Source organism: Mycobacterium lepromatosis, assembly GCF_000975265.2.
GTDB classification, from domain to species: Bacteria; Actinomycetota; Actinomycetes; order Mycobacteriales; family Mycobacteriaceae; genus Mycobacterium; species Mycobacterium lepromatosis.
This window is the reverse complement of the sequence record NZ_CP083405.1, coordinates 2,353,731-2,375,008: the sequence shown is the minus strand read 5'-3', so window position 1 is coordinate 2,375,008 and position 21,278 is coordinate 2,353,731. Positions and strand designations below refer to the sequence as shown.

24 protein-coding genes and 2 pseudogenes are annotated in these 21,278 nt (G+C 58.0%); 7 read left to right on the top strand and 19 right to left on the bottom strand.

Going from position 1 to position 21,278, the window contains the following annotated elements; genetic code table 11:
- Positions 1–81 precede the first annotated feature (81 nt).
- A complete protein-coding gene (locus MLPF_RS11455; RefSeq protein ID WP_237817201.1) occupies positions 82–555 on the top strand; it encodes a nitroreductase family protein in 474 nt (157 codons plus the stop codon).
- Positions 556–572: 17 nt separating this feature from the next.
- Positions 573–1,178, top strand: a pseudogene (locus MLPF_RS11450) (GAF domain-containing protein); the annotation flags it as partial.
- Positions 1,179–1,373: 195 nt separating this feature from the next.
- On the opposite strand, the gene MLPF_RS11445 reads toward MLPF_RS11450, so the two are convergent.
- The 3 genes from MLPF_RS11445 to MLPF_RS11435 all read right to left on the bottom strand — a co-directional run bounded on the left by MLPF_RS11445 (position 1,374) and on the right by MLPF_RS11435 (position 2,748).
- Complete coding sequence (locus MLPF_RS11445) at positions 1,374–1,595, bottom strand: hypothetical protein (RefSeq protein WP_237756007.1); 222 nt, start codon at positions 1,593–1,595, stop codon at positions 1,374–1,376.
- A 41-nt stretch (positions 1,596–1,636) separates the two neighbouring features.
- On the bottom strand, positions 1,637–1,972 hold the full coding sequence (locus MLPF_RS11440; protein ID WP_082082402.1) for a hypothetical protein: 336 nt from the start codon (positions 1,970–1,972) through the stop codon (positions 1,637–1,639).
- Positions 1,973–2,412: 440 nt separating this feature from the next.
- Positions 2,413–2,748 (bottom strand): hypothetical protein, encoded by a 336-nt coding sequence (locus tag MLPF_RS11435; RefSeq protein ID WP_237817200.1) that lies wholly within the window; start codon positions 2,746–2,748, stop codon positions 2,413–2,415.
- A gap of 763 nt (positions 2,749–3,511) precedes the next feature.
- Between MLPF_RS11435 and MLPF_RS11430 the strand changes: the two genes are divergently transcribed.
- Entirely contained in the window at positions 3,512–3,664 is a 153-nt protein-coding gene (locus tag MLPF_RS11430) for a hypothetical protein (protein ID WP_237755961.1), read from the top strand.
- Positions 3,665–3,705: 41 nt separating this feature from the next.
- Here the strand turns inward: MLPF_RS11430 and MLPF_RS11425 are convergent, their stop codons facing one another.
- The 5 genes from MLPF_RS11425 to MLPF_RS11405 all read right to left on the bottom strand — a co-directional run bounded on the left by MLPF_RS11425 (position 3,706) and on the right by MLPF_RS11405 (position 7,385).
- The gene (locus MLPF_RS11425) at positions 3,706–3,966 is read right to left on the bottom strand and encodes a hypothetical protein (protein ID WP_045842862.1); all 261 of its coding nucleotides are present in this window, start codon (positions 3,964–3,966) and stop codon (positions 3,706–3,708) included.
- A 93-nt stretch (positions 3,967–4,059) separates the two neighbouring features.
- Positions 4,060–5,190 (bottom strand): 3-beta-hydroxysteroid dehydrogenase, encoded by a 1,131-nt coding sequence (locus tag MLPF_RS11420; RefSeq protein ID WP_045843508.1) that lies wholly within the window; start codon positions 5,188–5,190, stop codon positions 4,060–4,062.
- Between the two features lie 56 nt (positions 5,191–5,246).
- Positions 5,247–5,495, bottom strand: a complete 249-nt coding sequence (locus MLPF_RS11415) for an exodeoxyribonuclease VII small subunit (RefSeq protein WP_045843507.1) — start codon at positions 5,493–5,495, stop codon at positions 5,247–5,249.
- Positions 5,485–6,771: an exodeoxyribonuclease VII large subunit gene (gene xseA / locus MLPF_RS11410; protein WP_045843506.1), complete on the bottom strand. Its 1,287-nt coding sequence runs from the start codon at positions 6,769–6,771 to the stop codon at positions 5,485–5,487. Before xseA ends, MLPF_RS11415 begins: the two co-directional genes overlap by 11 nt.
- Positions 6,768–7,385, bottom strand: a complete 618-nt coding sequence (locus tag MLPF_RS11405; RefSeq protein ID WP_045843505.1) for a lipid droplet-associated protein — start codon at positions 7,383–7,385, stop codon at positions 6,768–6,770. Before MLPF_RS11405 ends, xseA begins: the two co-directional genes overlap by 4 nt.
- 156 nt (positions 7,386–7,541) lie before the next feature.
- Here MLPF_RS11405 and MLPF_RS11400 point away from each other — a divergent pair, with 156 nt between their 5' ends.
- Positions 7,542–8,540 carry a 4-hydroxy-3-methylbut-2-enyl diphosphate reductase gene (locus MLPF_RS11400; protein ID WP_045843510.1) on the top strand — a complete coding sequence of 333 codons (999 nt, stop codon included), beginning with the start codon at positions 7,542–7,544 and terminating at the stop codon, positions 8,538–8,540.
- A 176-nt stretch (positions 8,541–8,716) separates the two neighbouring features.
- Here MLPF_RS11400 and MLPF_RS11395 read toward each other — a convergent pair whose 3' ends face one another.
- Positions 8,717–9,718 (bottom strand): DUF6542 domain-containing protein, encoded by a 1,002-nt coding sequence (locus MLPF_RS11395; RefSeq protein WP_237756012.1) that lies wholly within the window; start codon positions 9,716–9,718, stop codon positions 8,717–8,719.
- A gap of 140 nt (positions 9,719–9,858) precedes the next feature.
- Between MLPF_RS11395 and ychF the strand changes: the two genes are divergently transcribed.
- The 3 genes from ychF to MLPF_RS11380 all read left to right on the top strand — a co-directional run bounded on the left by ychF (position 9,859) and on the right by MLPF_RS11380 (position 13,329).
- Complete coding sequence (ychF, locus tag MLPF_RS11390; protein WP_045843504.1) at positions 9,859–10,929, top strand: redox-regulated ATPase YchF; 1,071 nt, start codon at positions 9,859–9,861, stop codon at positions 10,927–10,929.
- A gap of 1,595 nt (positions 10,930–12,524) precedes the next feature.
- On the top strand, positions 12,525–12,899 hold the full coding sequence (locus tag MLPF_RS11385; protein ID WP_162196953.1) for a PPE domain-containing protein: 375 nt from the start codon (positions 12,525–12,527) through the stop codon (positions 12,897–12,899).
- Between the two features lie 217 nt (positions 12,900–13,116).
- Positions 13,117–13,329 carry a hypothetical protein gene (locus MLPF_RS11380; RefSeq protein ID WP_045843503.1) on the top strand — a complete coding sequence of 71 codons (213 nt, stop codon included), beginning with the start codon at positions 13,117–13,119 and terminating at the stop codon, positions 13,327–13,329.
- A gap of 1,166 nt (positions 13,330–14,495) precedes the next feature.
- Here the strand turns inward: MLPF_RS11380 and MLPF_RS11370 are convergent.
- The 10 genes and pseudogenes from MLPF_RS11370 to MLPF_RS11335 all read right to left on the bottom strand — a co-directional run bounded on the left by MLPF_RS11370 (position 14,496) and on the right by MLPF_RS11335 (position 21,075).
- The gene (locus MLPF_RS11370) at positions 14,496–14,792 is read right to left on the bottom strand and encodes an HAD family hydrolase (protein ID WP_050039260.1); all 297 of its coding nucleotides are present in this window, start codon (positions 14,790–14,792) and stop codon (positions 14,496–14,498) included.
- A gap of 132 nt (positions 14,793–14,924) precedes the next feature.
- Positions 14,925–15,296, bottom strand: a complete 372-nt coding sequence (locus tag MLPF_RS11365) for a cation-transporting P-type ATPase (RefSeq protein ID WP_050039259.1) — start codon at positions 15,294–15,296, stop codon at positions 14,925–14,927.
- Between the two features lie 257 nt (positions 15,297–15,553).
- Positions 15,554–15,790, bottom strand: a complete 237-nt coding sequence (locus tag MLPF_RS11360; RefSeq protein WP_050039258.1) for a hypothetical protein — start codon at positions 15,788–15,790, stop codon at positions 15,554–15,556.
- Between the two features lie 3 nt (positions 15,791–15,793).
- Positions 15,794–15,865, bottom strand: coding sequence for a hypothetical protein (locus MLPF_RS18225; RefSeq protein ID WP_486625069.1), 72 nt, complete (start codon positions 15,863–15,865; stop codon positions 15,794–15,796).
- Positions 15,866–16,680: 815 nt separating this feature from the next.
- Positions 16,681–16,845: a hypothetical protein gene (locus MLPF_RS11355; RefSeq protein ID WP_156147207.1), complete on the bottom strand. Its 165-nt coding sequence runs from the start codon at positions 16,843–16,845 to the stop codon at positions 16,681–16,683.
- A gap of 1,240 nt (positions 16,846–18,085) precedes the next feature.
- Positions 18,086–18,529 (bottom strand): hypothetical protein, encoded by a 444-nt coding sequence (locus MLPF_RS11350; RefSeq protein WP_045843509.1) that lies wholly within the window; start codon positions 18,527–18,529, stop codon positions 18,086–18,088.
- 230 nt (positions 18,530–18,759) lie between these two features.
- Positions 18,760–19,562 (bottom strand): annotated as a pseudogene (locus tag MLPF_RS17765) (exodeoxyribonuclease III); the annotation flags it as partial.
- 162 nt (positions 19,563–19,724) lie between these two features.
- Positions 19,725–20,129 carry a GNAT family N-acetyltransferase, cg3035/Rv0428c family gene (locus MLPF_RS11340; RefSeq protein ID WP_420329625.1) on the bottom strand — a complete coding sequence of 135 codons (405 nt, stop codon included), beginning with the start codon at positions 20,127–20,129 and terminating at the stop codon, positions 19,725–19,727.
- Positions 20,068–20,322: a GNAT family N-acetyltransferase, cg3035/Rv0428c family gene (locus MLPF_RS17760; RefSeq protein ID WP_420329624.1), complete on the bottom strand. Its 255-nt coding sequence runs from the start codon at positions 20,320–20,322 to the stop codon at positions 20,068–20,070. The genes MLPF_RS11340 and MLPF_RS17760 overlap by 62 nt, the downstream gene beginning before the upstream one ends.
- Positions 20,323–20,481: 159 nt before the next feature.
- Positions 20,482–21,075, bottom strand: coding sequence for a peptide deformylase (locus tag MLPF_RS11335; protein WP_045843502.1), 594 nt, complete (start codon positions 21,073–21,075; stop codon positions 20,482–20,484).
- Positions 21,076–21,278: the final 203 nt, after the last annotated feature.

The following is a 21,278-nucleotide window of genomic DNA, read 5'->3' as shown; positions in this document are numbered from 1 at the left end:
CGGGCCCTGCGACAGTCAATCGCAACACCAACACGAGGGAGTGATCGACCGGGAGATTCTTTTCCAGACACTGGTATTGACGTGCGCAGTCTCGAAATGGATTGGCATCAGTTGGCTGCGTTCGACGTGCTTCGTCGTACGGACGTTATGGAACTCCTCGCGCAGTGGAACGTCGGCGCTGCGCTGGGCCAAGACACCCATGATCGCGTGGTGGCTAGTTCGGCCCTCGCAGTGATCTCGGTGCCCGGGAACGCGTTGGCGGACTACGCTCGTGGTGGGTCGGCTGTCGAGGCGATATGGATCGCCGCGCAGCGACATGGGTTCGCAGTGCAGCCGATTTCGCCAGTGTTCCTCTACGCGCGCGATGTCGACGAGCTACAAGCATTATCTGCACAGTTCGCCGATGAATTGGGCCAATTGGGCAGCGACTTCCACAGTCTGGCGCGTATCCCGGTCGATCACTCCCTCGTGTTGGTGTTGCGATTGACTGTCGCAGGGCCCGTGTCGGTGCGGAGCCGCCGAAGTTTTGAGCGCATCCGGTTGCTGTCGGGCTAAGCGGTTATGGTAAGATCATGACCCGGTCCCTGGACGAACTCGTCACTGCGGTGGCCTCGAAGTTAATGGCTGCAACAGCGGTCACCGCGGTACCGATCGGCGAACGGGTACTGGCTATTCTGGTGGAACATTTCGGCGTCGATGTGAGCTTTCTTCGTCACAATGACCATGACATTCATGCGACCAAGCTGGTTGTGGAATGGCCTCCGCGCGACTACGTGCCTGATCCCGACCCGATCGGTGTGGTGTATTTTGCCGACGCCGACACGATTTTTGCGATGGCCGAGTATCTCAAAGAACCGGCGGTTTTGCGGCCCGAGCCGGCCAATGCTGAATATCAGCGTCGCATCGAGGAGGGCACCGCTGTGCCGGCTGTTTCCCTGGCGTGTGTGCCGTTGCTGTCCGGAGAGATCACCACCGGCGTCCTTGGATTCGTCAAGTACGGCGACCGGGAATGGCACGCCGATGAGTTGCGTGCGCTGCAGGCGATCGCAACTCTTTTTGCCCAGCTGCAGGCCCGCATCGTTGCCGAAGAACAATTGCGTTACTTGGCCGAACACGATGATCTGACCGGGTTGTTGAATCGCCGAGCCCTGATCGCACACCTTGATGAGAGGCTGGCCGATGATCACCGCTGGGTAAAAGAACTAGCCCGTAGGGGAACCGCCTCGCTGGGGGGTGTTTGTCGCACCACTAGCGCACCACGTCAGACAGGCGCGGAATGCGAGCACCGAAGATGTCGATCAACCTAACAGCCTGTAAGGCGACCTGGTTGGTTTCGGAGATTATGCCGGCGTCGGCCATCACGGTCACGTCGGTCAGATTGTGAGCGGTCTTAAGGCATTGATGACCGGCACCATCATGGTGGTCTCAGTCCGGTTGCCCTCGAACGCCGCGACATTGAGCGGCAACCCGATAGCGTCGGTGAACAACCCCAGGATGATTTGTGGATCCAGCCGGCGTTCGTTCGAGAACCCAGGCTCGCGGAACCTGTCCTCCACATCTGTCTTGAAGTACAAGACTGTCGCGTCGTAGAGCACCAGTCTGGCTGGACTTAACTACGTATGAGCCGCTCACGCGGTCAAAAGTTGCTCTCGGAATTCAGGTTGAGCAAAATTGGCAGGAGTTGATTCGGTGTCCAGTAGGCCACCGAATCAACTCCGGTCTCCGTGAGCACTCGTAATGCATCGACCTTGCTTATCGGTTCAATGACGCGTACCGTTGCCAGGTCACGAAACACCCTGATAACCGCCACCGGTGGCATCGAAACCCCAGCCACCCCGTAGTCTGACACGACGCCTCCCACAGGTGCGCTGACCTCGACGCCACGATCTGTAACAGGGAGCCGGCCGACCCGCGACGATCCAAGCCTTTGCTGACCGGCCGCCACACCTTGGTTAGCCGCGGCCTTGCACACCCTCTAACTCAACTTCTGCGTGCACAGAACCTAAGCGCTCACTCTAGCGCGAACCCCGCCATGGTGACCAAGACAATCTACACAGCCGTAGTCCCCGAGGCCATCTTCATGGTGCGTGCATACGCTACCACCACACCCTAAAAACCTTCAATTTAGTGCCCACATTACGTCCCGCCACCGAAGAAAACAACAGTTCACAATTTTCACGCACCGACCACCGAAGAGTGGCAAAAGTCAGGTGATACGCCGGCTCGTGTTGTGTGTTGGTGATTGTTGTAGCGTGTGATTGTGTGTGGGGGGGTGTCTGTGGTTTTGGTTTCGGTGAACGGTGTGGTGTGTTTGTTGTAGCTATTGCTGTAGGTGGGGATTGCGGTTTCGAGGTTGTTGACATCGGTGAACGTGTTGTGGCCGGTGGTGGTGAAAAAGATTTCGGTTATATCTCAGCCGTGAGCAGCTTGTCGGTGTGAAGTGCAGTCTGGCTTGCTGGTTATTGTCTGGCCAGGTCCGGCTGCTGGGGGTTTGTGGGTGGCGTAGTTGTCGCAGATGACGCGCAACTGGATGTGTGGGTGTGTTTTGGTGGCGAGTTTGAAGGTAGTAGCCCAATCCGGCTTGGGTGCGATCCAGCTGCTTGGATCTGGGGCTTCATTGTTGACGTTGAGCACAACCACGGCCGCGGGTTGAGTGAGCCTGGGCGTGGTGCCGCGGATACTTTCGATCCGTTTCCCAGACTGCTTGCCGACCCTGGTGCACGCGTCTTTGTCCACCAGGCTCTCCACGGTTATTGCTGTTAGGAGGTGTTCATACCCTTTCGATCATTTCAATACTTGCCGCAGCAGCATCCCGACCTGCTCGATCATGGCTGGTCAACGCCGACCCACCCGGATGAGTGATGGGTAGCGGATTGCACGTATGTGTGGACGCTGCAAAGGGTTTACTATACCGCGTTTTGTGTGGACGTGTTCTCCCCCAGCATCCTGGGCCGGCCGGTGATGACCAGCAAGATCGCGGTGCTTGGTCACATCGGTGCTTGATCAGGCACTGCTCACCCGCTATTGCACATAGCTCCGTGTCCCTATAACGGGTTTGATTCACCACGTAGACACAAGGGGAAAGCGGGAAGTCGGTATACGTCGATCAGCGTTCACCGAGGCGCTGCACCGATCACAATCACAACTCACCCACCAAAACCACCGCGACAACAAAATAGTACGAGTTCGTCGTGACTTCATTTCATTTCATTTCATTTGTGGATTGCATTTGTGGACAAAGTTTTGTGGTACGCTAGACCACTTGTGTGGCGGGGCAGACCGAGCACGTATCAACTATGTAGCCGAGTTACCTGTGATCTAACCCGTTATTTATTTGCAGGATTGCGCCGCGGCAGCGCTGCACGGTTCGGATTGTATTGACGACGATGAGTCCGTCGAACTGACCTGGCGTAACCCACATCCCCGATCGGCGTGACCACCCATAATCAGCTAGTCGAGTCGGGAGATTACCCGGATCGTCGGACTGCTGGTGACCACTTACGCAAGAACGGTGTTTGACTTAGCCATAACTGTCTACCGGCAAGGCGGTGACGCAGCTCGACACCCTGATGCGGGCAACGACGTATTCGAGCGAAGATGCTACCCGCCAAGCGATCCTCGGGTGCGCGAGGCCGGCGAAGGTTACGCGCAACGATTCTACTAACCGATCCGGGCACCACGGCGCCCAAGGAGACGTAGCTGCGCTTACTGCTCATCGAGGCCTATCTGCCCATTCCCCCACGCAAATACCTGTGCAGTCAAACTGGCGACTGATTGCCGTTGGTTGACATGGGCTGGGAAAAGTGCAAGGTGGTTATCGAGTATTGACGGGCTACCACCATCGCACCAACCGCCAGTCAGTACGCCCGCGACCAGGACCGGCTTCGCGATCTCAAAGAACTCGGCTGGATCGTCATCCAGATGGTCACTGAAGATGAGCCCGAGGACGTAGCGCAACACACTCATGCGTCAGAACTGCCGCGACACACGACACCTAAACGGTTGCAACCACCCGAGAATATATTGGCACAGTTTGCAGTTTCGATGCTTGTGCGCTTGCTATTCGGGCGGCGGAGTGGCGACTATGGATGCCAAATGAGGCTTGGCAGCCACCTTGACCTGCTCGAACAACTCTGTGTAGTATGACACGCATTCGGCCATGGCTTGTTCGGTAGTGAACAGTGGCTGATAGCCTAATTCTGCTTGTGCCTTTGCGATGGAAAAGTAATTGTCGAGGTAAACCCGTTCCACCGCAAGTGGTTCTATCAGAGGCGTCGGAAAACCGAAGCCGAAGTGCAGCCGCTGCCAAACAGCCATCACGTTGCGCACCAGTCGGCCGGAGATCCGCACTCGTGGCCAATGTCCACCACACGCCTTGACGATCGGCTCCATGAAGTCGAAAAAGTTGATCGGCTCGCCGTCGTTGATGAAGTAGGCTTGCCCAGGTGCGGTGCCGCCTGGGACCAGGTGCTCGGCAGCCAAGATGAAGCCATGGACCAGGTTGTGCACATAGGAATTATCCAGTTTGGCTTTTTTACTGCCGATGAGTACCTTGACGTGACCGGATACGATGCTTTCGAATGCCTTGCGGAACACTGTCTGGTCGCCGCGACCCCATATGCCACTGGGCCGGATAGAACATGTTAGCATGGATCCACCATCCGGTACGCCGTTCTGTGAGAGTACGAATTTCTCGGCGACCACTTTGGTTTCAGTGTAGAGGTCGTTGAACCGCTTGGTGTAAGGCATTGTTTCGTCACCGCCGGTGATGGGCTTGCCGCCCATAACCACACTGTTGGATGCGGTGTAAACGAACCGTTTGACTCCGCACTTTTGTCCCGCGCGGACCAGGTTTTCGGTACCGCCCACATTGACTGTGTAGCTGCGCTGTCGATACTCGTCGGTCACCGAAGCGCCACCCATTAGCTCGATGATCGCAGCAGTGTGAAAGACCGTGTCGATGCTGTCCATAGCTGCAGTACAGATCTTCGCGTTGGTGATGTCGCCTTGTAGCACCTCCAGCTGCGGGTGATGCGGCAGCGGCAATGGGGCGCGGTCGAAGGAGCGTACCTGGTATCCGCGGTCCAGCAATGTGGTCACCAGATTGGCGCCGACGAAGCCCGAACCGCCGGTGACTAGGACGCGGCCGAGCTCGGTCGTCAACGATGCGTCACCCACACCGCGAAGCATAACTGACACGTGTTTGAGTTAAAGTTAAAGGAAAACAGTCTTTAATTTGATCGGCATTAGGCTTTTTCGTCTTGGCTGGCGGCGAGCGCGTCGGCGACTCGCTGGCGGGCACCAGCTAAGTGCTCTTCACATCTTTTAGCGAGCTGTTCTCCTCTTTCCCAGAGTTTCAGCGACGCATCGAGATTTAGCCCACCCTGTTCCAAGAGTCGCACAACTTCGATCAGCTCATCTCGGCAAGCTTCATAATCAAGTTGACTAATAGGTGTAGTGGAGAGCATCTTGACGTTATCGTCCTCAGGGACCATCGGTCCGTCCTTCACTCACTGCCACCATGGCACCGTCAGAGACCCGCACCCGCAGTCTGGTGCCTGCGGGTGCGTCATCGACTGACCGCAGCACTGCTGCAGGAACGGTTTGCGTCCCGTCTTCCAGGGTTTGCACAATGGCATAGCCGCGAGCCAACGTGGCTGCTGGGCCCAATGTGGCCAGCTGGGCGGCCAGATGACCGACCCGCTCGGTCTCGGTGGTGACCAGCCGAATGATATCGCGGCGAACCGCCGAGTGAGCGCGGTGAATTTCTTCGGAGCGCGTTGTCAGCGTTCGAAGTGGTTCGGCCAGCACCGGGCGACTGTGTAGTTGGACTAGCGCCCGCTGTTCGCGGGATACCCAATTGCGGAGCGCCTGCGCGCTGCGCCGCCGCAAGTCATCGATCAGTCGCTGCTCGGCAGCGGTATCCGGGACCACTTTCTTGGCGGCGTCGGTAGGCGTGGCGGCGCGCAGATCGGCGACCAGATCGCATAGCGGGTTGTCGGGTTCGTGACCGACTGCGCTGATCACCGGCGTGCGGCACGCCGCGATCGCGCGGCATAGCGTTTCATCGGAAAATGTCAGCAGGTCCTCAACGGTACCACCGCCTCGGGCCACCACGATCACCTCGACATCAACGTTGCGATCCAGTTCCCGCAACGCCTCGACAATCTGGCTGACCGCGTTGGGCCCCTGGACAGCGGTGTTGCGGATAGTGAAACGCACCGCAGGCCAGCGCGCGCTAGCCACGGTCGTCACATCGCGTTCGGCAGCGCTGGCCCGACCAGTGATGAGCCCGATCATGTTGGGCAGGAAGGGTATCGGCAGCTTAAGCCGTGGGTCAAAGAGCCCCTCAGCGTCCAACAGTCGACGTAGCCGATCGATGCGTGCTAGCAGTTCTCCGATCCCAACTGTGCGGATATCGCTGAGGCGCAAAGAAAATGTGCCGCGCCTGGTGTAGAATGAAGGTTTACCGCATACCACTACCTGAATGCCTTCGGCTAATTTCACCGGCGCGCGTAGCACAAAGTCGCGCGAGCAGGTCACAATCAGCGACATGTCGGCAGCCGGGTCACGTAACACCATGAACACGGTTTTAGCTTTGGGCCGCATAGTGATTTGCGCTAATTGCCCCTCTACCCAGACGCTGCCCAGCTTGTCGATCCATCCCGCAATCCGGATCGCCACCGCGCGAACTGGGAACGGGTTCTCGGCCGAATTTACCTGCGAACTGATTTTCGAGTCGACCGAGTCAGTCGGCACCGCTTCCGTCACTTCGCAGTCGTACGGGTGATCCTGTTGGCGAGCAGCGTCTGGAACGGAGCACGGGCCTTGGTGGCCTGCTCGTAAACCAGCAGGGCTTTGAGCTCGTCGATATCCAGCGATTGCAGCCTGGCCCGCAGCTGGGCCAGTGTCAGGGCCGGATAGTCGATATCGGCTGCAACTTCCGGTGCGGGAACTATCAGCTTAGCCGCCGCCTTCTTCACTTGCCTGGCAGGCATGGACTGAGTCAACGAACTGGCGTCCTCATGCTCCGATGTGTCGGACATCGAGTACAAGGCGAATCGTCCCTCGGATCGGCAATCGATCTCGATGCCATCGCCTCCGGGCAATGGGGTGGGGGTTGAGTCGACCGTGTCAGTCAAATTCTCATAAAACGTTGCCCACTCCGGTTGTTCGCTTTTCGAGGGAAACAGCGTCTCTAGGGTGCCGTCGCCCTTAGTCACCAGCTCAGCCAGGTTCTGCTGAAATCTCATCACAATGTGTGCCACTTGACTGGCCAACGTCATGGGGCACATTAGAATAGTTCGCGGCAGCTTCAACGTCTCTTCGACAGCGACTGTCGCCGTGCCGACTAAAAGTCGAACCCCATACGGTGCAGTAGCCATACATCTAAGATTGCCTCAACCGCCGGCCAACTCCAAGCCGCGGGTGCCAGCTGACGGCTTTGGTGGTGATCGCAAGCGTGCCGGAGCCGAGTGCAGCGGGTAGCTACTCATCAAATCCAGGTGCTTTTTAGGCTGGCAGAAAGTAACCTGAAGGGCATGTCACTGACTGTCCACATGGGAATTCCCGGTGCTTCGAGGTCAGTAGTTGAAAACCCAAAGCCTAAACGGGTCCTGCTGGCCGAACCGCGTGGCTACTGCGCAGGGGTGGATCGTGCCGTAGAAACGGTCGAGCGGGCGCTGCAGAAGTATGGCTCCCCCGTCTACGTGCGTCACCAGATCGTACATAACCGGCACGTGGTCAAGACCTTGGAAAGGGCCGGCGCGGTTTTTGTCGAGGAGACCGACCAAGTTCCCGAGGGCGCCATCGTGGTTTTCTCCGCGCACGGGGTTGCACCAACGGTGTATGCGGCCGCGGCCGAGCGGAACCTGCGGACCATCGATGCCACTTGTCCGCTTGTCACCAAGGTGCACAACGAGGTCAAGCGGTTCGCGCGTAACGATTATGACATCCTGCTGATCGGGCATGAGGGCCACGAGGAAGTCATCGCAACCGCCGGGGAGGCGCCCACGCATGTGCAACTGGTCGACGGGCTGGCCGCTGTACAGCGGGTATCGGTCCGCGACGAAAACAAGGTGGTCTGGTTGTCGCAGACCACGCTGTTGGTGGATGAGACCATGCGGATCGTCGAGCGGTTGCGACAGCGCTTCCCGAAGCTGCAGGACCCGCCCAGCGACGACATTTGCTATGCGACCCAGAACCGGCAGGTCGCGGTCAAGGCGATGGCGTCTGAGTGCGAGCTGGTCATCGTCGTCGGGTCTCGAAATTCCTCGAATTCGGTGCGATTGGTCGAGGTGGCAATGTGTGGTGGGGCCGGGGCCGCGTACCTAGTCGACTGGGCCGAGGCTATCGACCCAGCATGGCTGGATGGTGTCACGACAGTGGGTGTTACCTCGGGGGCATCTGTCCCCGAGATACTGGTGCAAGGCGTACTGAAGTGGCTTGCTGAACGCGGCTACGGTGTGGTTCAGTCAGTGACGACGGCCAACGAGACACTGGTGTTTGCGCTGCCCCGGGAGATCCGGTCTGCGGACTAAGTAAGCGACCGGACTCAAACGTCGAATTCCCAGGATTCAGCCATAGGTCGGGCCGGGTGTCTGGGATCGCCGACGGTCGACACAAGAGGCTCGTCTCGAGCGGTTGACCCGTGGTAGCGGACCCGCGAGGTTGGGTTGACACCGCCTGCTCCGGGTGGTGTGTCCCGGAGGTGTGGCTACTTGTAGCGTTCGTAGAGCTGCTCGTGCCCAGTGAAGTGCTTGGGTGGCCTGGGCTGCTCGTACCTCCTGTATGGCTCCAGCTGGCCGCTTTGTTTGGCCGGCCATTCGTAGGGGCTCCTACGGCGCCCGTAAGCGTCTCGACGGATTTCTCGTGGTGGCTGGCTACGCAGCTCTGGATCACTCTGCGGCGTAGGTTTGCGACGTGACTGACGAGGTGGCTCGCGGGCGTCAAAGTCGCGGGCTTGTTTCGACCAACGTTGGCTTGAGTGCCGCCGGGGCTCGACCAACGGCTCGCTTGTGTCTTCCATCGCACGTCGGGCCTGTCTGGAGCGAGCTCGGGCGGGACGCTGGGCGGACCGATCTTTCCGGGCTGTTTGCCGGGTTCCCAGCGGAGGGTCTGAATGCATTTGCTGCACGTCGGCGGTGTCCTGGTTGGCCCGATCGTCCTGGTCGTTGGAATAGATGCAGAGAATCGAGTCCAGTATCGCAGTGATGCCGCTGTTCAAAGAGTTTGGTCTGCCAACGGTGCTAGCCGTGCAGTCGTCGCTGTTTGATGATGTGGTTGTCCGGCATATCAGCCCAAAGAGCCACCTAACTAGGCCGATCAGCAGCACGCTGCCGGCGGTACCCAACATAAGCGGGAAACGTTCAATAAGGGGATAGCCGCAGTTGACCAGGAAGTCCTTGAGACTGTCGATCCTGCTGTCGTGGAATAGCCAGTAGGCGGCGGGTACCGTGCAGAATAGTATCAGCGGCGGTTGAATGACTGCCGTGAACAGTCCCGACTGCCGCACAGCCAGCACTGCTGCCACGCACCCCGTAATGTAAAAACTGGTGAAGACGGCGGTCAGGTTCGTATTACTTGCGTCGATTGCATATCCGATCGCCGACGTGGCCATAGCGATAAGCATGGCTGCCCACCACGGCACACCTGGGATATTGGGGAGGATTGAGCGGTAGGTAGACTCCACCGTTGACCTAGCCTGTTGTTTCGACACATGTTGACCGTACCGACAATGGGGCGAAAAGCCCGAAAATTACTCTGAGTGTTGGTCCCTGGTGTGCCATGCATTCATTCGGGCGTTCCATCCCGGCCGGGGCCGACCATTATCGAGCTGAGCTATAGACTTTATTCCTTGTGAGCCTGAGTTTGGGAATCGTGGGTCTACCCAACGTCGGCAAGTCGACATTGTTCAACGCGTTGACCCGGAGCAACGTAGTGGTTGCCAACTATCCGTTTGCAACGATCGAACCGAATGAGGGCGTCGTCTCTCTGCCTGATCCGCGGCTGGCCAAACTGGCCGAGTTGTTCGGATCGGAGCGCATCCTGCCGGCCCCGGTTACTTTCGTTGACATTGCCGGCCTGGTCAAGGGTGCGTCCGAGGGGGCCGGGCTCGGTAACAAGTTTCTGGCCCATATCCGCGAATGCGATGCAATTTGCCAAGTGGTTCGGGTGTTCTCCGGCGACGACATCACACATGTAACAGGACGCGTGGATCCCCAGTCCGATATCGAGGTTATCGATACTGAGTTGATCTTGGCTGACCTGGACACCCTTGAGCGGGCTCTGCCGCGGCTGGAGAAAGAAGCTTGCACTAATAAGGAACGCAAACCCATTTACGACGCGGCAATCAACGCACAACAGGTGTTAAACGTCGGGACGACGTTATTTGCCGCTGGTCTCGACGGATCTGTGATGCGGGAGCTGAACCTGCTGACCAGCAAACCGTTCCTGTACGTTTTCAATGCCGACGAGGCAGTGCTGACCTCCACCGCATGGGTGGCTGAGCTGCGCCAGCTCGTCGCTCCCGCGGATGCGGTGTTCTTGGACGCCGCCATCGAGTCCGAACTGGCTGAACTGGATGACGAGTCGGCCACCGAGCTGCTCGAGTCGATCGGGCAGACCGAGCGGGGGCTCGACGCGCTGGCTCGCGCCGGTTTCCACACGCTGGCGCTGCAGACTTTTTTGACGGTGGGCCCGAAGGAGGCACGGGCATGGACCATCCATCAGGGCGATACTGCACCGAAGGCCGCCGGGGTGATTCACACCGACTTCGAGAAGCGTTTCATCAAAGCTGAAATCGTGTCGTATGACGACTTGATCGCCGCCGGGTCAATGTCGGCAGCAAAGGCGGCAGGTAAGGTCCGAACGGAAGGCAAGGACTACGTGATGGCCGACGGCGACGTGGTAGAGTTCAGGCATGGGTAAACGTCAAAAAATTAGTCTGACGAACTAAACCGAGCCTCCACCCCGATTACCTTATTCTGGCTATAGTTGCATAGCAGATTCAAGCCTGGGGAGAAAAACGCGTTGGCGCGGTGTTAATCACATCGATTTTGCGTTGTTGGACGACTAAAGGAACTGCATCGTCGTTCTACGACACTTTGCTCGGCTGGCTTGGGTGGACTAGCTCACTATTGCTGAATATAAAATGTCATTTTTCTAAGTCAGCTTACGCGCCATGTCAACCCACACAGCTACATCGACAACCAGCCTGGACCGGCAGGAAGTTGATGCACGGTGACTATAGAGGTCAGGGTCAACCATACCGTGACTTCTTGAGCGGGTTGGTCGGGAGGGACATCTGTTGCACTGAGGAGCCAAAACCAAAAAAGCAATACCCTTCAGTGCTGGCCCTGCTACTGCGTTGTTGTGTTTTTGTGACAACAAGATCAGCGGTATCCTTTGGAGCTGACGTGGACACCGAGACTTTAAACTTTAACTCTTCTTCGCCAAGTCTAATTATTCCACTGTGCAGTGCGTGGTTTCGCAACAACCCGGTTCAGATTTGACAAACACGGTCCCCGGCGCCTCTCTCTAGGTGAGGTTTGACACACCGAGTTTCGGTGTAACTGGATTCGGATTTCTGAAGCGCAAAGTGTGAGTTAATTGGCTTTTTGGCAATGTGATCTTGTTGGACTACAGTTAAGTGACGCGGCTTGGGCAAACAAACATTGTTTCAGCGACGTTTCGGGTGAATCTCTCTCTTAACTAAGAGAGAGATTGACAGTGACTTGTTCCTGCTGAACCGTCATTACGTTGCCTAGTGTAGCGGATGCTCACATTCACCGGGAAAACAGCCAGCGGTGTGGATTGTCGTCCAGTACCTGTGTTGAATGTACTCGCGTAGCATCTTGATCAGACCATCGAGCGCCTGTTTGCTTGTGGCTTGCTGCATCGTCGGTCAATGCGATCTTTGACTTCGTTCCAGGCGTCTGCTGGCTTCCGAAACTCGGCAATGGCTGGGGCCTGGTCCAACGGGCTGTCGCAGACTGTTTGTCTCCCGCGCGAGATTGCTTAAATCCTAAATAGAGTGGCTTTCATCGCTGCCCCGGTCGTTGTTGTTCGCGTCGGCCGAATGTGCCTTCGGGTGGGCCGATGTGTACATTGTGCATCATTGCGGTCCTAGGTTGGTGATGTTTTGGGTGGTTCTACCTTGTTGCGGGCGTTGGATAACGGGCAGTTATTAGTGGCAGTTCGCATTATATAATTGAGTATGGTGCGCATGGCGCACGCGACCGGATCTTATGTAGTGCACGTGGACACTGATAAATATGGGCATAAAGAGGATATGGGATTTTGCGGCTTTGTCGCCGGAGGTGCACCCCCAGTTGCATGTATGCCCGCCTGGGGTCGGGTGCAATGCGGACCATCGCGGTGATCTGTGGAGGGGCTGTCCGCTGAGTTGCAGTCCATGGCTGAGATCTATGAAGCGGTGGTGTTGGGTTTGCACCAAAATCACAGTGGTTTTGGACGCGTCGTCGATGTCGGTCGATGGTGGCTGCCGTTATTCCCTATGTGCAATGGCTGGCCACAACCGGCGGCCGGGCGAAGTGACGACTCCCCAAGCGACGACAGCGGCTACAGCGTTCGCCATGACGGTACCCCCAGTAGTGATAACGACCAATTGTGCCAGCTGGTATTCTTGTATAGCGACGAACTTTTTCGGCCAGAACACCGTGGTGATTGCGAGCATCGATCTCGTCTACGATGGGGATGTGTGCTCAGGACGCAACCGCGATAGCGCCGACTACGTAGCCGCTTCGCCGGGGTTAACGCCATTCGTGTCACGACAGCAAGACACCAACCCTGACGCGGTGTGTCCGCTCAGAGCGCCGTGGTTGCCTAAACCGCGGGCCAGGCTCCCACAAGACATCTGGGAATTGCTGCCTAAGTAGTCGCTATGGCAAGGGTTGCCGAATTTACTCGATGATGATTTCATAGTCCCAAGATAGCATCTTGGCGGTATATACAACCGCTCCCGGTACCAAAAACATATTCTCGATGGGCGCCGGGTTTATTGTAGCCTAGGATATTGGCTTTGTGGGCGCTGGAGTACGCGCAGGTCTGCGGTGATGTGTTCGTGTTTTTCTAAGCGCAGGTGCGATCGGATAGATGTCGGTGCCGTCCGCTTGGCGGGCCACCGAGGGCTATATATTAATTATCAATGTCAAGGCATTTGAGGCTACCGTTTCCACTGTACTAGACGCTGGCGATACGGCTGCTGGGTTGCCTGGGACGTCATCGTCGAGTGCGGTGCGCTCCGGTGTGGTGCCCCGATACGATGTGGAACTCATCGCAATGTCATTCCCACTTGCCGGAGGATAACCGCAAGGACGCTTCACTAACGTGGCTTTGCCCACCGGTGTGCCGCGAGCGGCGGGTATACCAGGAGAATTCGCTTGCTTTACAACGGTAATGTGTCTACGAGACGTGGCAGTCGGGAGGGTCCGATTCTCAACGAACTAACGACGTCACTATCACCTGGTGGCTTGTTGTTAAGCGGCAGCGACGCGCCTTCACGTTTCGTCGCAGACTGGTTTGCTCAGGCGAGACGGTACGGGGCTGACTAGAGCTCTTCCATTTGCTTCGCCGAGTTCTTCGAGAATCTGGTTGTGGTGGTTGCTCGCTAACAGGTGGCCGATAGCGATGACCAAGGGCGATTGGCTAGTTGACGAGTTACAATGCGATAAGCGTGGCTAGGCCAGTTGCCCGGGCCATTGAATCTCGCTATGGCCCAGCAGCGGGAGGTTCACGACGAAGGTTTCGCTTTTCCGCAGATTTTTACGGTTTCACGCTGGGGATATCGCGTGGCGAGACTTGTTTTCCGCCATAATTTGCTTTTCAGTAACGAAGGGTTGCCCGCTCTCCTGATCGTGCGGTTAACGTCTCACATAGTCGTCGACGGATGGCTTGGTCGACCCAGTAGTTTCGTCGGTGGCTCGTGTGCTAAATGTGCTGTTGCTGTAACTCTATGCGCTGCTGTAGTGCGTCGGAGTGATGAAGATTGTGCGAGACAGATTGGGCGCGGATCGCGCGGGAGATGATTTGTCCGGATCCAGCAGCACACTGTTTAGAACAGCCAGGGCAACCGTTGCGGCAACAGCTGTTCCCGGCAACCTGGCGTCCCAACCCAGCGGAATGCAACTGAGTAGCGGGCTGATTGGCGTAACGCTGATCAACGTCCCCATCTTCGCAAGCGATCCCAGGGTGGTGGTCAGTATAACTAGCCCCCCGGTATGTGATTACAGCAGCGTTTGCACCCAAATGGGCAGCTGTCAGTTGCGACCAGCGCCACCGTGGATGCCTGGCACGGCAGTCCGGTGAAGCTGGCCATGGTTCATGCCGCGGGTGTCGGCGCCTGCTGGGTCGTTGGGCTTGTTGACTGGCGAGGGCAGCAGCGGGCAGTGCGTCGGTCAGCATGTTCACCAGCAGCAACTGCCGGGTGTTCAATGGCGAGATCTCGGTAATCGCGCTGCCAATGATGGCGGCTGCTACCTCGCCGGCATTGCCACCTGCCCCACAGCACTGATACCGACGGCGGTGTTGGAGCCGTCGTCGACCATCGCGCACACCCGCTCTTTGCGTTTTAGCGTCTGTACGATCTGTACCTTGTGCTCTGGTGTCATCCAGGTGAAGGTGACTGGCTCGGTCCCAGCAAGCTCTTTGTTCTTGCGCGACAAGGCGTCCCACTCGGCACTGTTGATGATCTGGTCAGTGTTCACCGCCATGACGAATTCTGAAGCGATGGCCGTCGCGGTTATTGGATGATCGCCGGTGATCAGCCACACATCTAGCTCGTGTTCATGCAGATCCGCAAGTAGCCTGGCCGATGTCGCGCGGGGTATCGGATAGCTCGAGCAACCCCACTAAGGAAAAACCGTCGCTATAGAAACCGGCAATGTCAGCGGGTCGTCCCGGATTCATTGGGCTTGCTGCAGGATCAGCTGACGCCGTATCACTGCGATCACTCGCAAGCCGCCGGCGGCCAGCTCGGCGACCGTGTGCTCGATGTTGTGTGGCGAGCTCGATGCCACGTCCGTGCAGGAGGGCAACACTACTTCCGGTGCACCCTTGACGATGAGTTCGGTGCCAGATACCGACGCGGAGAACGACCTACCGGAACGGAAGGTGACGGCGGGTTCTGTGCTTACGATCGCAGCGGCCTCAACTAGGGCCACGTAGGTGGCATGGATCTGCGGGGCGCCGTTCGATGCCGGCGCGGCGTGGGCCGCACAGCGCAGTACCTCCTTGCGTGCGCGTCCGGGCGCTGGGTGCGTCTGCGCCACCCGCACCCGGGTTCTCTTTGAGCGTTTCGGTTTTGTCTAAAAAGACGACGTCTACACGGCCAAGCGTCTCCACCGAACTCAGGACACGGACTAAAGCCCCGAATTTGGTAAACCGGCACGCCGATGTCTGCTGTGTCAACGCCCTAACCAGGGGCATCCCTTCCGGGATGGTGGCCACCGTGACGTGGGTGCCGTTGGCCACGGCTTGGCGTAAGCCTTGGTGATGTAACAAGCCGAGCCCGGTGGCCAGTGCGTCTCTCCGGTCAGTATGACCGGAGAGACGCACTGGTTGGTGAGCTGACTCGGATGGTATTGCAGGACGACGTGTCGGACAGTTCGTTCGATACGAGTTCGGCGGCGCGTCGCTCTTGGGTGTCGGTCCCGATCGCGGTCACCGCCGCGAACAAGCTGTTCCCGCCACCACGGTGGTACCGTTGAAACAACATGCAGCGACGTTCGGTCAGGTTGGCGCTCGGAGTGGCTTCGATCTGTTTGGTCATCGACTACGACTCGTCGGTAAGTGACGATTCATCTAACTCGATTTCCTGGATCGCTCGGACATCGGTGGATATCACCTCGTGGTTCTGAACCTCAATGACGTCGCCCGGACACAGTTGTTCGGCTATGACTTCGGTGTGCACTGGCTGGACCCGTAGGATCCAGTCCGGACGCTTTTCTAGCTGGCGGAATCTAGAGCAGCCGGCAAGCGGTTGAGCCGGCTTTCGGCGCGCAACCGCTGGCTAGCGGCGATAATTAGAGTTTCTGGTCCGGATTGCGGCCATAAATATATCTATCTGCGAACCCTAGCATCGCACTGGTCGCTTAGCCGAATGCCAGAATAGTAGTTAGTGGATCTAACCACTCTGCACAGACGGCTCTTAAGAACTTTCAGACCGCATGCCTAAGTGGCTCGGTCGACTGCGCGTCACGCTTTGCGGTCGCAAGAGTGCGAGCACTAAGCGGCAGCAATCTTGCGGATCTGCTCGACCGACATCACACTACTCGTAGTAACATGCCGGCCTGCTGGTGGCTACGCTTATGACCTTGCGAGCTAGCAGTTACCCTGACAACAAACCTGCCATCGCGCCGGTGACAACGGTTGCTAACCGCCGGCTGCATAAATGCTACACCAAAGTTGTTGCTTTGGTCGATATCTTGATTCCACGCCGGCTTGCAGCGCTGGCTGCTGTAGGCGCGTGCAGCAGCCGCCAGACGCCTGCTAGATTGGCCGGCATGACGTCGGTACACCAGGGTCGCGAGTGCGAATCTGGGAGTTGGTCATAACGCCTAACGTCACGTCGGCTGATGCCATCGCTTGGGTGCCCGCTATGGACAACACCGCCACCGTGTGGTCCGCTTGCTGCTGGGTTACTACCGCGTTGGCGAGGGCTTAGTCGGTGGAGCTGTCTATTTCAGCATTGAGAGGTCGGATGTCGTGGAACGCTGCGCGCATCTTTCCCAGCGCGTCGACGTCGGCGGAGATTAGCTCTGCCTCCGCACGCCGCGCTTCGACGATCACCGCAGTGTCCAACGGCTGGAGGGCGGGGTAGAACATCGCCTACACTTTCGAATCTGGCTGATACTCCGGGCACCCGGTGCTAGCGCCGGATGACGGACGGAGCCTGTTGTTAGGCCAGCGTGATCTGGGCACGTTCCAGACAGTGGACAGTTCATCGTCGACACCGCAGACCTGCGTCACTCGCAACGAATCGGTGCATAACACCCACTGCCTCGATGACGATCGCCTAAACTTGGTCCAGCTGATCTAGACCCCTTCGACAGCAGGAACAGTGCCGAGTGCTGGCAGGCTAAGCCCCTGCCCCAGCGTGGCGGTGAACGTCTTACGGTGATATCTAGGCAGGCTTTGGGTGTGGCCACCAACGCCGCTGTGTCGGCCAACTCGACCTTGTCGGTAGCGGCGTTAATCAGCCCGGCGACAAAGGCTTGGATGACTTGCGAACCGATTGGCAATGCGTTCGAGTGAACCCCGAGGTAACGACCCAGGACATGCCAGCGGGTGAAATGGTCGGTTGATTGGCATGACGGGCAAGTTCGGGTTCATAGCGAAGCCAGGCTCGCGCTGCGGGAGACCTCCAGCGTCTGTATGTATTAGCTGCATCTGTCGTCTAGGATGCCCATAACAATGTGACGGTTTCCGTTGCCAAACAACCGGCATATCCGGGGTTGATAGTCCACGGTGACTACGTTCACGTAAGATACCCAGTAGCAATCCTGGCCAGTGCAGCGCTTGGCCGGTGAGTGTGACACTTAACTCGGCCGTAGTGGAGCCCATAGTCAAGGCCCTGGCAGCCGATACCAAGCTGTCGCTCGGCAGGCTCGCCGGACGCGCTGGCGGATTTCTTGCGTCTTCGCTTCGGCGGCTGTGCTTTTCGGCGTTATTGACCGCACGGCACAGGGCGTGCAGTGAAATGGCGGGATCGCCGATGCGGACGAGGATACGCGACAGCGGATAGTTTCAAGCTGGCCGACGTGACACTGGGTTGGCTTAATCACGACCCAGCCGAGGTTCATCTCATCGTTGCCAGTGTCGTTTAAGGCCGCGTAATTTGACCCAGGTACAGTTCTTGCAGCACCAAAAGAGCTCCACAAGTATCTCGCCTGATAGAGTGTGGTCTTCACCAGCGCACCGGCGACCCCTGTCGCAGTCGTCGGCGAGGCATTGGCAAGCGCGGTGCTTACCTGTAAGCCCCGGCTGCGACAGCGCGCACCGGCAAAGACTATCCTATCGATGAGCCAATGCTCAACGGTTACTCAGTGTTAGTTGAAGGTACCGATCAATTGGTGCTCTGCAGTGCAGTGGTGGCCGCGCGGCGGCCAGTCGTTTTCTTGGCACCCGGCTTGCTGGTAGTTTTATGTGGCATCGGCTCGGTGGGCACTGGCTTGAGTTTATCTTTTGCCGGCGATGCAGTCGGGTTCGGTTTTTGGCTCAATTTGCGCAACAACAACGCACCACTGCCGACAGCCAACAGCGTCGGCCACTCGACCAATCCGGCAACACCAAGCGCGCCCAAGACCAACGCGCCTGCTGGCGCCGAGTGACTGCCTGTCCTGATTTCACGTTTAACACCCTCCGCGGCTCCCTTCACACCGCCGACAATGCTATTAACCGCGGCGCCACCCACCGCGCCCGCGGCTGCTGTGGTTGCTATGACCGCACGGTTTACCGTTTTACTTAGACCTCTACCCACGTCGCGGACTGCCCCGCCGACGACGCTCATGATCACTCCCTGTTCTCAGCTGCTCTCGTTGCAAACTCCCATAGCAACGGTTGTATTCCTGTTGAACGTAAGGGTAACACCAACAACGCAAATTGTTATCCGCATCTGACAATCGAAAGCCCGCCATGTTGCAAACGCGCAGACAACGAGCAGCTGGATACAATTTCTGGTGGCTACTTTGCTGCGTGGTCAACCCTGCGTCCGGCGAACCGCGGTGCACGCACGTCAGTTCAGTGCTTTAGATCGACGAGAACCGGTGCGTGGTCACTGGGCACCTTGCTCTTGCCCTCCTTACGGACGATCTGCACGTCAGTCACCCCGTTGGCTAATGTTGGCGAGGAACGATGAAGTCGATACGTGTACCCCGCTTCTTGGGGAACCGCAGCTGGGTGTAGTCCCAGTAGCTGTAGACGCCGGATACTGGAGTGAAGGGCCATACCACGTCGATTAATTACTCGGGTATTGACCATGGCATTTAACGCTTTGCGTTCCGACTCGGAGACATTGGGTGCAATCGGTAAAGAATTCGGTGCTTCAGACGTCTTCGTCGGTCGGAGCGATATCCTAATCGCTGACCAGTGCGATCTGCGCGGCAGAATCGTAGCCAGTCTTCGTTTGTATTATGTATTAATGGTGACGTGACAACTCGGTCCAGCTTGTATGGTATGGCGGGGGTTGTCTAGCGTGTGGTCGTAGACACATACAGACTCCACACTATTCACGCCGCCTCAGGTGGTGCCCACAGCGCCAGCTTTTGTGATAGCGGTCGCTTCTAGCTTAACCACTTCAGCGGGGTTGGCGCCGTCGAAACCGATCTGTAAGTCCATCGAGGCCGATGCGGGAGGCTATCGCGATGGCTATTCCACTGGTTGCGGCCGACGTGGGCGCCTTAGTAGCCGAATTCGTACAGCGGCCGGGTGGGGGTAACTGGCTATCGGAGCAATTTGTCTTCCGCATGGCCATCACGTCGACGTCGGTGCACATAAGCTAGTCGACGACGTGATCCAGACCGAGTGCGAACCGAATTTACGTTTCAGCTGGCCAGATGCAGGGTGCCGTCGGACATGGCTAGATATTATGTATGGACGTTAGGGTTGTGCGGTGAAGTGGCGACTGCGATGGTGGGAGTCCGGACACCCGAAGACGCGTGCAGGCCGCAGCTGACGGTAACAGTCGCGCCTTCGTCAACATCCAGTTAATAGCGTGTTGCACGCACCAGGCCAACAGCTTTTCGCACAGCCGCCCCCGGGCTGGCAACACTCGGATCGTCTGTGACACACAGTGCTGAAAGGCCCACATACCGCGTGCCGTCTGGTGTGTCGAGCATCGTTGTACGCGCGGTGCCGAACACCAGCTCGCAGTGGATGACTGCGGTGAGCACGTCGACGGGTACTTGCTGTTGGTACAGTCGCAGCCAGGCGTCGTCCGAGCGAGGCGACAAAGTGATTGTAGGGTTTGCTGCCCGGGTAGACAGGTAGCGCACCAATACCCGCTTGGCGCGTTGGTTGGTCAAGCCGACGGGCACTGGTAGCGAGCGATCAGGAATAGCCAGCCGTGGTGTCAGCATCCGGGTGTGGTGCCATTTGAGAATTGTTGGAATCGCAGCCGTATAAAATGCTCAGTGGCATTGCTGAATTGGAGTCGCATGAAGCTCCATCTCCGGTCCGTAGCAGCCAGCCGTCGAGCCAAGTTTGTTCGAGGTCGAGCCAGCTCGCTGCCGCTGTGTGCTCAAGCCCCCGGATCGGATCTCTGTGGTGTGTACCAGCGAGTCGGTCAGTGCTCTCCGTGCCCACCGCCTCAGCCAGTGCGCATTTGGCAACCGCGTCATCTGTCTTGGATCCGTACCCGTACCACCGGATCGACCGCCAGAAAGTGTCCTACGGCGTCGGTTCAGCGGTGGGACCGAAACAGCCAGAATGATACCCGGGTTCCGGGTTTCGGTCACGAGACCACTAAGGACTGAATGGGTCGGGCACCTTGCCCGGCATCCATGACAATCCGGGAACGCCCCAGTGGTGTGATTTGATGGCCCGCTTCGCGCTGCGAGCGTGTCGGCCAATGAGGCAGTCTAGGTACAGAAAACCGTCCAGGTGCCCGGTTTCGTGTTGCAGCATCCGCGCGAACAGGCCGGTGCCTTCGGCAGTGACCGGGTTGCCATCGGCGTCGAGGCCAGTGACACGTGCCCACTTTGCGCGCCCGGTCGGAAATGACTCGCCCGGAACCGATAAACAACCCTCGTCGTCGGTATCCGGGTCGGGCATTGTTTCAGGTATCTCGGAGGTTTCCAAGATCGGGTTGATGACCACACCGCGCCGGCGGGCGGTCTGTCCACAGTCCTCGGCGCAGTCGTAGACGAATACCCGTAGTCCGTACCCGATCTGGTTAGCTGCCAGGCCGACCCCGTGGGCGGCGTCCATCGTATCATACATTGTGGAGATCAATCCGCTCAGGTCGGCTGGTAGTGAACCGTCAGCGGCGACATGCACCGGTGCTGTCGGTGTGCGTAAGACTGGATCTCCCACAATGCGAATGGGTGCGACTGCCATGGTCGGCTAGCTTAAGCCTGGCGACCATGGCAGTCGTATGGCGGCAGGGGCGGACGATCCGTTCGAGCATTCCAAGCAGGTTGGCCGACTCGCGGGGCCGGGTTACGTGCTAATGCTTGCCGGCATGATTAAATTATATCCCTAGGCATGCCTTTATGTGGGTCAACAAGTCATCAAGCAATTTGAGAATCCGCGGGAAGGTT